The sequence below is a fragment of the Sphingomonas sp. DMC6 genome, assembly GCF_056314225.1.
In genome coordinates this window covers 21,732-34,117 of the sequence record NZ_JBQUYT010000012.1, presented here as the reverse complement: position 1 = coordinate 34,117, position 12,386 = coordinate 21,732, and the positions used below count along the sequence as shown (strand labels likewise).

Sequence of the window (12,386 nt, the reverse complement as noted above, 5' to 3'; positions counted from 1 at the left end):
GGAAGCCGCAGCGCGCATCCATGCCGTTCGCATGGGGTCAGCGCCCCTCCGGCGCATTCCCCGGCCGCAAGATATAGCCCACGCCGCGGATCGTCTCGATCCGAACCGTCGCGCCGGCGCCTTCCAGCTTGCGGCGCAGGCGATGTGCCAGCACCTCCACCGCGTTGGACCCGACCGGTTCGCTCAGCCCGTACAGCTGGTCCTCGGCAAGCTGTTTGCTGACGACCTGCCCCTCGCGCCGAAGCAGCAGTCCCATCAACTGGCGTTCGCGTGCCGAAAGCAGCATCGGTCGCCCATTGACCGTGCAGTCGCCGGATTGGCTGTCGAATGCAACGTTGCCGGCCTCCAGCGCCACACCCGCCAGTCCGCCCTGTCGGCGAAGGACCGCGTGTAGGCGGGCGATCAGCTCCTCTACGTCGAACGGCTTGGTGACATAGTCGTCCGCACCGGCATTGAGCCCTTCGATCCGGTCGTCGCGACCGGTGCGCGCCGAAATGGCGAGGATTGGAATGGTGTTGCGCTCGGCGCGCAGCGTACGGAGCAGGACGAGACCGTCACTATCGGGCAGCCCCAGATCGAGCAGCATGGCGGCATAATGGACGGCGCCCAGCATCTGTCGCGCATCTGCCACCCCGGCGGCATGATCACTCTGGATGGCGCGGCGTTTCAGCGCGCGCGCCAAGGCTGCTGCAAGCGCCAGATCGTCCTCCACCACCAGCACACGCAATGCCGCCACCCCGTAAGCTGCCCGTAAGCCAAGGGCGCTACTGCCGCAGCGCACCATGAGCAAGCCATTCTATATATCCCCGCAGATGATGACCCTGGAGATCCGCGCGTGACCGGCGATACCCCTGAAAGCGCGCTGCTGCCCGAGCCGCGCCGCTTCGACCCTGCCGCCCAGTGGCGGCTTCTGGCGCTGATCGTCGGCGCGGTAATCGCGCTGCTCGTGATCGGCTTGGCGGTGAAGTCCGCGCTGACGCCGAAGCCGGCGCCCGAGGCGCCTGCCTCGCCCGATACGTTCAAGCCGACGGCCGATCAGCTTTCGCAGATCCAGTTCGCTACCGTCTCGGCAGGTGCCAATTCGGAACTGCTGCGCGCCAGCGGCTCGATCGCCGCAGACGCCGATCACAGCACGCCGATCCTGCTGCCCTTTTCGGGCCAGGTGCAGGCGGTGCTGGTCGAGCTGGGCCAGCGCGTGGAGCGTGGCCAGCCGCTGCTCCGTATCGCTTCGCCCGAACTGGTCGACGCGCGCGGTGCGCTGCTGACGTCGGGCGCGCAGGAGGCAAGCGCCGTCGAGGCGTTGCGGCTCGCCCAGGCCAATTACGAGCGGCAAAAGGCGATCTATCAGAGCGCGGGCGGCGCGCTGAAGGACTATCTGCAAGCGCAGGCCGATCTGGTCACGGCGCAGTCGAACGCGCGCACTGCGGCCTCTGCGGCACGTGCGGCGCGCGACCGCCTCGGCTTGTTCGGCAGCGCCTCGGGTGAAACGGGCGCCCAGGGCGGTACCGGCTTTGTGGTCTATCGGGCACCGGTCGCCGGCGTGGTCGCCGACCGCAGCATTGCGCCGGGCCAGTTCGTCGCTTCGGGGGGCGGTTCGCCGGTGATGACGATTACCAACCCTGCCCATGTCTGGCTGGTCGCGCAGCTCGCCGAAAGCGACGCCGCCAATATCCAGCTGGGCGACGAAGTGACGGTGACGACGCCGGCGCTGCCGGGCCGGGAATTCACGGCGAAGATCGACTATATCGCCGCCGCCCTCGATCCTGCGAGCCACCGCCTGCCGGTGCGCGCGACGATCGCCAATCCGGATGGCGCGCTGAAGCCGCAGATGTTCGCCTCCTTCGTCATTCGCCGCGCCATCGGCGGGGGGGCAGGGGTGCTCGTCCCTTCCGTGTCGATCATCCATGAAGGCGACAATTCCCGCGTCTGGGTACTCGGCAGCGACAAGGCGCTGCACAGCCGCATGGTGAAGGTTGGCGCGTCCGAGGGCGGCTTCACGCGCGTGCTGAGCGGACTGCAGACCGGCGAGCGGGTCGCCACCAAGGGCGCGCTGTTCGTGAATGAGGCGGGCCTCGAGCAATGAACCGCATCGTCGAGCTGGCACTGCGCCAGCGTATGTTGGTGCTGACGGTGCTGATCGGCCTGATCCTGGCCGGCATCCTCGGCTTCATGAACCTCAATATCGAGGCTTATCCTGATCCGGTGCCGCCGATGGTGGAGCTGGTGACGCAGAGCGATGGCATCTCCGCCGAGGAGATGGAGCGCAACGTTACCACCCCGATCGAAGTGGCGATCGCCGGGCTGCCGCATCTGACGGCGGTACGCTCGATCTCGCTGTTCGGCCTTTCGGACGTGCGCATCCAGTTCAGCTATGACGTGACGCATATGGAGGCGCAGCAGCTGGTGCTCAGCCGCCTCTCGCAGCTGGGGAATCTGCCCAACAACGCCCAGCCGCTGATTTCGCCGACCAGCCCGATCGGCGAAATCTATCGCTATCGTCTTACCGGCCCGTCCGGCTATTCGGTGATGGACCTGAAGACGATCCAGGATTGGGTGCTTCAGCGTCGCTTCAAGCGCATTCCGGGCGTGATCGACGTGACCGGCTGGGGTGGCAAGCTGCGCTCCTACGAAGTCCAGCTCGACCGCGATAAGCTGGTCGCGCATGGCGTTACCGTGCCGCAGGTTTTGCAGGCGATCGGCAAGAGCGACGCCAATGTCGGCGGCCAGACCGTCAATTTCGGCGAGCAGGCGGCGATCGTCCGCGGCGTCGGCCTGATCCAGTCGGTCGATGCGATCCGCAACGTGCTGGTCGGCACCGCCGGTACTACGCCGGTGCTGCTGCGCGATGTCGGCACGGTCAAGGTCGGCAACCTGCCCCGGCTGGGTATCGCCGGCGAAGGCCAGGACAACGACATCGTCATGGGCATCGTGCTGATGCAGCGCGGCGCCCAGTCGCTGCCGACGATCAAGGCAGTGAAGCAGGAGATCGAAACGATCAATTCCAGCGGCATCCTGCCGCCGGGCGTGAAGATCGAGCGCATCTATGACCGGTCGGACCTGATCGGCGTGACGACGCGCACGGTGATGCACAACCTTATCGAGGGCGTGCTGCTGATCTTCTTCCTGCAATGGCTGTTCCTGGGCAATCTGCGCAGTGCGCTGATCGTCGCCATCACCATTCCGTTCGCGCTGTCGGTAGCGGTGCTGATCCTGGTGATCCAGGGGGAATCGGCCAATCTGCTGTCGCTGGGCGCGCTCGACTTCGGCCTGGTGGTTGACGCGGCGGTGATCATGGTGGAGGCGATCTATCGTCGGCTTGCCGACCGCTCGCATGCGATTTCGGAAGGCCATATCCATCCCACCCATGCCAATCGCTTCTCGGCGATCCTCCATGCCTCCAGCGATGTCAGCCGTGGCATCTTCTTCGCCGCCGCCATCATCATCGCCAGCTTCCTGCCGCTGTTCACGCTGACGGGCGTGGAAGGGCATATTTTCGGCCCGATGGCGAAGACCTATGCCTATGCCATTGCCGGCGGCCTGCTGGCGGCGTTCACCGTCTCGCCGGTGCTGTCGGCGCTGCTGCTGCCGGACAAGCTGCGCGAAGTGGATACGTGGGTGGTGCGGCAACTGCGCCGCGTGCTGGACCCGGCGATTGCGTTCGCGCTGGCCAACCGCGTGCTCACTTTCGGCTTGGCCACCCTGCTGATCGTGGGTGCCTTCGCCACGGTGCGCACGCTGGGCGTCGAGTTCCTGCCGCATCTGGAAGAGGGCAACCTCTATATCCGCGCGACGCTGCCGCCCTCGATCTCGCTGGAGGCGGGCGAAGAGGCGGTGAACGGCATCCGCAAGATCATCGCCAGCTATCCCGAGGTCGATCGGGTGGTTTCCACCCATGGCCGCCCGGACGACGGCACCGACCCCACCGGCTTCTTCAACGCGGAATTCTATACGCCGCTGAAGCCGGCCGAGGACTGGCCCTCGGGTGTGACCAAGGAGAAGCTGACCGCAGAACTGCAGGCCAAGCTGGCTGCGCGCTATCCGGGTGTAGACTTCGAATTCTCGCAATATATCGAAGACAATGTCGAAGAGGCTTCGTCGGGCGTGAAGAGCGCCAATTCGCTCAAGATTTTCGGCGGCGACCTCGAGACGCTTGAGTCGATCGCGAACCAGATCAAGGCGCAGATGGCGCAGGTGAAGGGCATTGCCGATCTGGGTGTGTCGGATTCGCTCGGCCAGCCGACGGTGCGCATCGACATCGATCGCGCTGCAGCCGCGCGCTATGGGCTGACGCCGGATGACATCAACTCGACCGTTGCTGCCGCCATCGGTGGCCAGTCGACCGGCGATCTCTACGAAAAGTCGACCGACCGGCACTTCCCGATCGTGGTGCGGCTCGATCCCGCGCAGCGCAATGACATCGAGGCGATCCGCCGCATCCAGATCGGCGCGCCGTCGCCCACCGGTAACGGGCTGATGCAGGTGCCGCTGTCCGAAGTGGCGCAGGTGAAGCTCACCTCGGGTGCGTCGTTCATCTATCGCGAGCATCAGGAACGCTATGTCCCGATTAAGTTCAGCGTGCGTGGCCGCGACCTGGGCGGCGCGATCGACGAGGCCAAGGCGCGCATCGCGCGTAATGTGAAGATGCCGCCGGGCTATCACCTCGAATGGGCGGGCGAACTCGGCAACCTGACCAGCGCCGTCGCGCGGCTGGAAGTGGTGGTGCCGATCAGCCTGGCGCTGATCCTGGTGCTGCTGTTCGCCAATTTCGGCTCGGTGCGCGACACGCTGCTCTCGTTCAGCGTGATCCCGATGGCGATGGTGGGCGGCGTGCTCGCGCTGGCATTGACCGGAACGCCGTTCAGCATCTCGGCGGCGATCGGCTTCGTCGCCTTGTTCGGCATCGCGGTGATGGACGGCATTCTGGTCGTCAGCACCTTCAACCAGAACGTCAACGAAGACATGGACCACGAAAGCGCCATGGCTGTGACGGTGCGCCACTGCCTGCGCCCGGTCATCATGACGTGCCTTGCCGCCGCGATCGGCCTGTTGCCTGCCGCCGTTTCCAGCGGCATCGGCAGCCAGGTGCAGAAGCCGCTGGCGCTGGTGGTGGTGGGCGGCATGACGCTCGCCCCGCTGCTGATCCTGCTGGTGCTGCCGCCGCTGATCCTGCGCTTTTCGCGGCATCAGGGCGCGCACGGCCACACTGTCCGCCGGCACCATGCCGACGGCACCCCGATGGAGCAGGCATGATGCGTAGCCAGCCGATTTCTATCCTGACGCTGGCGCTGCTCGCCGGCTGCACGGTCGGCCCGCACAATGTGTCGACGCCGCTGCCGATGCCCCCGGCGCGCGAGGGCCAGACCATCGCGCCGGCCAGCGGACCTGGGCAGCAGCTGGTCGCCGGCGCGGCGCAGATGCCGCAATGGTGGCACAGCTTCGGCAGCGACAAGCTGGATGCGTTGGTCGCGCGCGCGCTGGCGCACAATAACGACCTCGCCACGGCCGAGGCCAATCTGCGACAGGCGCAGGAGCTGGCGCGTGCCGCCTCGGGCTCGACCGGGCCGCAGGTAGACGCCAATTATCAGGCGCAGCGCACGCGCATCTCCCGCGCGCTGTCCGGGCCGCTCGCGGACCAGAACACCTACACCTACACGCTGCATACGGCGCAGCTGACGGTCGCCTACCCGCTCGACCTGTTCGGGGCAGGGCGCAACCATGTCCGCTCGGTGCGCGCCGCCGCGGAAGTGGCCGCGCACCGGCTGACGGCGGCGCGCACCACGGCGGTTGCAAATCTGGTGCTGGCGGTGATCCAGCACGCGTCGCTGGAAGCGCAGATCGCAGCGACACAGGCTGCGATCGAAAACAACCGCCAGCTTGTTGCGCTGCTCGAACGGAGGCGCGTGCTGGGCGATATCGGTGAGGCCGATGTTTCGGCGCAGCAGACGGCGCTGGCCACGGTGGAGGCAACGCTGCCGCCGCTGCAGCGCCAGTTGCAGCACCAGGCAGGGCTGATCGCGCAGTTGCTGGGCGAGGCGCCGGGCGGGGCAGGGACGACCCTGCCCACGCTGGCCGAGCTGCACCTGCCGGCCAGCCTGCCGCTCGCACTCCCCGCCGACATCGTCGCCAACCGCCCGGACGTTCGTGCCGCGGAAGCGCAGGTACAGGGGGCCGCCGCCGATCTGGGAAGCGCGATTGCCGCGCGCCTGCCCACGGTACAGCTCACCGGCAATGCCGGCGGTTCTGCAACGCGCTTCCTCGACATGTTCAAGGACGGCAACCCCTTCTTCTCGCTGATCGGCGGGATCACCCAGCCGGTGTTCCATTCGGGCCAGTTGCTGCACGAGCAGCGTGCGGTGGAGGCGGCGCTCGACGCGGCAAAGTCCGAATATCGCGCCGCCGCGCTGCAGGCGTTCCTCGACGTCGACGACGCGATTGCCGGCCTACGTACCGATGGCGATGCGCTGGATGCGGCCGCCCGCGCCGATGCGGCGGCATCGCGTACTTTGGCGATGACGCGGCGGCAGGTGGAACTGGGCGCGCTGGGCACCCTGCAATTACTGGGTGCGGCATCTGCAGCATCGCAGGCTTCGGTGCAACTGGTGCAGGCGAAGGCCGCACGGCTGAGTGATACGGTGGCGCTGTATCTGGCTTGCGGGACCGACCCAGCCGCCTTCGCAGCCGCGGAGAAATAGGGCCGGTTACAGGTGGCCGGGCTACTCGGGCCCGGTCACATATGGGTGGTGAGGCCGATGCGGACGTTGAAGGGCCGCAGCGGCGTCGTCTGATCGCGCGACCCCAGGGTGAACGGATTGCCATAAGCGAACTGGTTCGCGTGGCTGTTGGTCAGGTTATTGGCAGTGATGCTGATTTCCGAGCGATTGAAGCTCACCGATGCCACCAGCCCGGTCGTCCAGTAATTGCCCTGGCTCACGTCGAACAAGTCGCCCGTGCCCAGCACCGAACGGCCGATATAATCGAAAGACACGCCGATGCGCGGCGCGACCTTGCCCAGCGACCATTGATAGCTGAGCCCGGCGTGCCCAGCGAATGGCGGTGTTTCCGCCAGCCGGCGGTTGTTCTTTCTCGACTGGTTGGCAATCGGGCCGATCACGTAATTGCTGGTGAACAGGAAGGAGCCTTCAGCGCGTAGCCCAAGGAACGGAATCCAGTCGACATTGCCTTCGATCGCAGTGATCCGCGCGTCGCCGATATTGGCGGTATAGGGCTGGCCGCTCTTGTTGATCAGGTCCGCCTGGATGTTGGTCCAATAGGCGGTGGATGCGCTGCCGGAAAATGCGATACCGGTCAGGCCGCGACGCAGCTTTCGTATGCCGATTTCGCCCACGGTAATGTCATCAGGCGTATAGTCCGCGACGCGCCCGACGCCGGTGGCGACGGCCAGACCGCCGGTGCGGTAGCCGGTCTGCACGCGGGCGAACACCGCGAATTGCGGGGCGATGCGCCACGACGCCGCCAGCGTCGGATCGATGCGCCGGGTGCGCTTGCCGTGAATGAAGGTCGTCGGCTTCGGCGCGGCCGAAGGATCGCCGTCGATGCGAGCGGCAGTAAGCCGGGCGCCGGCGGTAATCGAAAGATTGCGCGTCAGCGCAAAGGTGCCCTCGCCAAAGGCCGACCCGGCATTGGTGACATTGGTGACACCGATGATCGTCACGTCGTTGTTCGGCGCGCCCAGGCTGCGCACCAGCACGTCGCTGTCGCTGATGATGCTAAGGCCCACCACCCAAGACGAGCCGCTGGGCAGCGAACGTGACAGCCGCGCCTCCTGCGTGAACAGTTCCTTGTGATGATCCGGGCTGTAGATGCGCAGCGGCGTTTTAGGATTGCGCGGGCTGGCGTCGAACTGCTCTTCCGTGCGCAAACCGGTCATACCCGTTGCGGACACGAAGTGGAGGCCGCTGTCCCAGTCCTTCGTGACAACCAGCCGTCCGAACAGCAGGCGCGTATCGAAGGGCTGGTCGATGCGGGAGCGCCGCGCCAGCGGGCCTTCGATGCGCTCGGCATATTGGCCGTCCCTGGCCTCGATCCACTGGCCGAGCACGCTGGCGTCGATGCCCCAGCCATCGCCGGGCGCTATCCTTACGGCAAGGCGGCCCCCGCTGGTGTCGACGCGGTTGATGTTCGACAATTTGCGTTCATTGTCGTCGACATAGCCGCCGTCACGGGTGTGATAGGCCACCGCGCGCAACCCGAGCCGATCGGTCAGGATCGGCAGATTGGCCATGCCGGCACTGTCGAATCCCGTTTCGCCGCCTGCCGTGGCCGTCACGCCCATGCTGGTGGAAACCGCAGGCCGGGCGAGATCGGGCGCGTTGGTGGTGAGGCGGATCACCCCGCCGATCGCCCCCGAACCATATAGCGTGCCTTGCGGCCCCTCCAGCACCTCCACCCGCTGCATGTCGTACAGGCGCAGGCCGGGTTCGGGGCCGGAATAGTTCAGCTGGACGTCGTCCAGATAAACACTGGTCGGTGCCTGGGTGCTGCCGTTGAAGCTGCTATCGGCAATGCCGCGAATGAATACCTTGTTGCGCCCGTCGCCCAACTGGGTGCTTTGCAGGATCGGGACGCTTTGAGTCAGGTCGCTGATCGTGCCCGCGCTGCGGGTGCTGTTGGTGACGTCGGAAACGGTTGTCAGGCTGCCCGGATAGCGAAGCAGGGTAACGCGCTGCTTGCTCGCCGTCACGACCACTTCATTGGGCTCGGCGGGCGGGGGCGGTGGTACGCTGGCGCGCGCCATGCGCACGCGATGTGGCCGCGGTGCCGGGCGCTGCTCCCCCCGGACGATACGATAAGCGCCGCTCTGCGTTATGACCGCGCGATAGCCGCTGCCTTCCAGCAGGCGGGCCAGCGCGACGCTGACCGGCAGATTGCCTTGCACCGCCGGGGTGCGGACGTTGCGCAGGCCATGTTCGGTGCTGACGATCTCGGCGCCGCTCTGACGACCTAGGCTCGCGAGTGCGGCGTCGAGCGTCGTCGCCGGAATCGAAACGCTTATCTGCTGGGCTTGTGCTGCAACGGGGAATAGAACCGCGAATGCGGCAAGGCAATAAAGGCGTCTAGCGGCCGGCGGGCGCTTGCTCCGACAATATCCACTGCCCGCCATTGCGTCGCCACGTCGCCCCAGTCAGTTCGGCCAGATGCGGAACATCCCGATCGGCGGACCCGGAAAAATGGACCATGCCGGTGAACGGCCGGTCCGACAAATCGCCCTTCAGGACAATATCCGTGCCATAGAGCCGGCGGAGCGTTGCGGCAACCTCCCGCATCGGTTCACCGCCGAAACTCAGCGTGCCCTGGCGCCATCCGCCCACCAGCTCGGGGGCGATACGGCTGCGGACGACGGCGTCGCCGCCTTCCCGCGCGGTGAGTGTATCGCCCGGATGCAACGCTACCGCCGACTCGCCCGGCTGGAACAGTACTGCGCCTTCGGACACCGCGACAGACACCCGCCCGCTTTCATGCGCGACGTTGAACACGGTGCCCAGGTCGCGCAGCGCGACCCCGCCTGCCGTGACGGTGAAAGGATTGGCCGCATCGTGGCGAACGTGAAACACAGCCTCGCCGCGCTCCAACGTTGCGACGCGCGCATTGGTATGGTCGAGCTTCAGCGCGGTGCCGCCGCTCATCTCGATCATCGTGCCGTCGGAAAGCGTCACCACGCGCGATTCGCCCGCCGCAGTCGCAACCTGATAGGCGGAGGCGTGGGGTGCCAGAAGCGTGGGGCCGGCAAGGGCCACCACCAGCGCGGCGGCTGCACTGATGGCGCCGCCGGCATACCAGCGCCAGCGCCGGCCGGGCGCTGCAAACGGCGCATTGTCGTTTCCGGCAACCACCGGTGCTTCCGGGAAGCGGGCATCAGCGATCATCCGGTCGTCGGCAGCGACGCGGTCATAGGCCGCCGCATGGGCGGGGCTGGCCTCCAGCCATTCGATGAACGCGCCCCACGCGGCATCGTCCGCCTCTTGCAGGCGGAGGTGCCACGCGATCGCTACATCGATCGTCTCTGCCCCTTCAGATCGCACGGTTAGCATCCCTTTCGATCATCTAACGACGTGCTCCCCCGAAATCCGCACCATCTTCGTCCAATCGGTCACGAATTTTTTTATAGGCGCGTTGCAGCAGCTTCTCGACGCCGCTCACGCTAATTCCGAGCTGATCGGCGATTGCGCGCTGGGAATGCCCCTCCAGGCGGAACATGCGCAACGCTGCCGCCATGCGTTCGGGCATTTCCTCGATGGTTTCCTGCACGGTCTGCCACTCGCTCGCGGCGACCATCGCCCGCTCCGCATCGGGCAGTTCTTCGGCGCCGGGCTGACCGTCGAGCCAGACAGCGTCGCGCGTGCTGCGGCGATGCGCCGCGATGCGACGGTCGGTCGCCAGATTGGCCGCCACGCGATAAAGAAAGGCAGCGGGCTGGGCGATCGGCTGCTGCGCGAGCTGATCGATCCGCATCCACATGTCCTGCAATGCGTCTTCGGCATCGTCGCGATTGCCCAGGCGTGCGACGAGCAGCCGCAACAGCATGGGACGCTGCGCAAGAAACACCGCCTTTAACCCGGCGTCCGTCACCGAACTCTCGTCTCCCGAGGCCGGTCAGGCGGGAAATGCCAGACCTGCTGCGGCAGCCATGTCCGTGATTGGCAGCGTACGCAATAGGTTGGCCTCGCGAATTCGCGCCGATGCGATGCTATCGCGCGGGCGAAGTCCTGCACCGGGATGGCACATCACCAGATGGTGGTTGCCCGGACGCCGCAAAAAGCGGGGAAACAGCGCGGCATAGTCGCCCGCGAAATCATAATGGCCGGCAAAGCCGTCATTGGTCCGCAGCCCCAGAGCAGCGGCCGCGCGGCGCAGGCGGCGGCAATGCCATGCGCTGCCGATTGCCTTTCCCGGAAACGGCCGCCGGAGCATCGCGCCGATGCGATCGGTGCAATCGCGGATCCAGGCGTGCGGCGCGCGGTCGGCCACTTCGGTCAGCACCAAATCGCGAATGCCGGGCAGCGCATGGGCATGCTGGTGCCCGTCGACGAAATCGGGCGCGCGGCCTATCGCGGCTTCAAAGGCGTCGAATTGAGCGGAAATTTCGATGGCGATTTCGACCAGTTGCAGCTGCCAGCGGCCTGCCTTGCGCGTCAGCGGATCGATGTCGGGCAATATGTCGCCGGGCGCCGTCTCGGCCATGGCCGTGATCGGTGCTTCCCCGGTCAATGTAAGGTGCAGGCCGATTTCGACATGCGCTGGCAGGTCGGCGAGCAGGCGGCTGTCTTCCCGCCAGCCGGGCATTACCGCCATGCAACTGATCGCGTTCACCTTGCCCGCGCGCGCAAGCTCGGCGATGGTCCGGCTGATTTCGGGGGAATAGGCGAAATCGTCAGCGCACAGCGTGAGACGTGGCAAGAGCCGGGCTTTCGATGGTCTGGTATTGCCGTTCGCGGATGCGATGGCTGAGCAGGCGGCGTTGCCGCAGGCGGCCGGCCAGGAAGCGGTAGAAAAACCAGTCGCCGGCCCAGGGTGCCACGGCGCTGTACAGCAGCCGCTCGATCAGCGTCCACCGGATCGAATCGCGGTCGCGCTCGCGCAGCGAGGGCATGCACCACAGTGCCTCGGCATAGCCCATGCTGCCCTTGCGCATCATGCGGTGGATGACTTCATGGTCTTCCAGCACGAAGTTCCAGCGGGCCAGATCGAACCCGCCCGCCTCGCGCAGGCTCTTTGTGCAAAAGGCCTGGCCGGCGCCGCCCGTATGCGACTGGCGCGGCATCAACCGCGCTGCCGCGAGGATCGCCGCCGCCCGGCGCAGGCGCGCAAAGTCGCTCATCGACGGGTCGATATAATAGGCGCCCGCGACCACATGGCCCGGCCGACGCAGCACCTGCTCGGCCATCGCCAGATAATGCCGGGGGTACCAGGTGTCGGCATCGCAGGTAGCGACCCAGCGCGTGCGGACCCAGCTGAGGCCGGTACGCAGCGCCGCCACCTTGCCGATGGTCCGTTCGGTAATCAGCAGATAGTCGAGGCCATGGGCGCGGCAGGCGGCCTCGGCCACCGCCTTGCTGTCATCGGTCGAGCCATTGTCTATCAGCACCAGCGTGAAGGGCACGCTTTGCCGCGAAAGGCTTTCGATCGTGCTGGCCAGATAGTCACGCTCGTTGAAGAACGGGATCAGCACGGTCCAGTTCGGGGTGAACCGGCCATGGCCATCTCCGAAGCGATCCTCCGAAAGATCCAGATACATGCGCCCAACATCGTCCCAAAGTCATTCGATCGGGCGGGGCGTTTTAGGCAAAGCGAAGGCGTACGCGGCCGCAAGCGTGTTGCGGCCGCGCGCCTGGTCTCCGGCGCCGATTTCCCCACCCGCTACATTGACG

The 12,386-nt window shown here is 66.3% G+C and carries 9 protein-coding genes; 3 read left to right on the top strand and 6 right to left on the bottom strand.

Annotation, left to right across the window (positions count from 1 at the left end):
- Positions 1-37: 37 nt before the first annotated feature.
- Positions 38-736, bottom strand: coding sequence for a response regulator transcription factor (locus ACT53M_RS18545; protein WP_476235294.1), 699 nt, complete (start codon positions 734-736; stop codon positions 38-40).
- Between the two features lie 99 nt (positions 737-835).
- Here ACT53M_RS18545 and ACT53M_RS18540 point away from each other — a divergent pair, with 99 nt between their 5' ends.
- From ACT53M_RS18540 to ACT53M_RS18530, 3 genes are read left to right on the top strand one after another with little or no spacing between them, the layout of a single operon-like run.
- Positions 836-2,083 (top strand): efflux RND transporter periplasmic adaptor subunit, encoded by a 1,248-nt coding sequence (locus ACT53M_RS18540; protein ID WP_476235292.1) that lies wholly within the window; start codon positions 836-838, stop codon positions 2,081-2,083.
- Positions 2,080-5,250 (top strand): efflux RND transporter permease subunit, encoded by a 3,171-nt coding sequence (locus ACT53M_RS18535; protein WP_476235291.1) that lies wholly within the window; start codon positions 2,080-2,082, stop codon positions 5,248-5,250. The genes ACT53M_RS18540 and ACT53M_RS18535 overlap by 4 nt, the downstream gene beginning before the upstream one ends.
- On the top strand, positions 5,247-6,692 hold the full coding sequence (locus ACT53M_RS18530; RefSeq protein WP_476235290.1) for an efflux transporter outer membrane subunit: 1,446 nt from the start codon (positions 5,247-5,249) through the stop codon (positions 6,690-6,692). The genes ACT53M_RS18535 and ACT53M_RS18530 overlap by 4 nt, the downstream gene beginning before the upstream one ends.
- Positions 6,693-6,727: 35 nt before the next feature.
- On the opposite strand, the gene ACT53M_RS18525 is transcribed toward ACT53M_RS18530, so the two are convergent.
- From ACT53M_RS18525 to ACT53M_RS18505, 5 genes are all read right to left on the bottom strand, one after another.
- Positions 6,728-9,121 carry a TonB-dependent receptor gene (locus ACT53M_RS18525; protein ID WP_476235288.1) on the bottom strand — a complete coding sequence of 798 codons (2,394 nt, stop codon included), beginning with the start codon at positions 9,119-9,121 and terminating at the stop codon, positions 6,728-6,730.
- Positions 9,075-10,049, bottom strand: coding sequence for a FecR family protein (locus tag ACT53M_RS18520; RefSeq protein WP_476235287.1), 975 nt, complete (start codon positions 10,047-10,049; stop codon positions 9,075-9,077). Before ACT53M_RS18520 ends, ACT53M_RS18525 begins: the two co-directional genes overlap by 47 nt.
- A gap of 13 nt (positions 10,050-10,062) precedes the next feature.
- On the bottom strand, positions 10,063-10,542 hold the full coding sequence (locus tag ACT53M_RS18515; protein ID WP_476235286.1) for an RNA polymerase sigma factor: 480 nt from the start codon (positions 10,540-10,542) through the stop codon (positions 10,063-10,065).
- A gap of 69 nt (positions 10,543-10,611) precedes the next feature.
- A complete protein-coding gene (locus ACT53M_RS18510) occupies positions 10,612-11,415 on the bottom strand; it encodes a ChbG/HpnK family deacetylase (RefSeq protein WP_476235284.1) in 804 nt (267 codons plus the stop codon).
- A complete protein-coding gene (locus tag ACT53M_RS18505; RefSeq protein WP_476235282.1) occupies positions 11,390-12,253 on the bottom strand; it encodes a glycosyltransferase family 2 protein in 864 nt (287 codons plus the stop codon). Before ACT53M_RS18505 ends, ACT53M_RS18510 begins: the two co-directional genes overlap by 26 nt.
- Between the last annotated feature and the right edge of the window lie 133 nt (positions 12,254-12,386).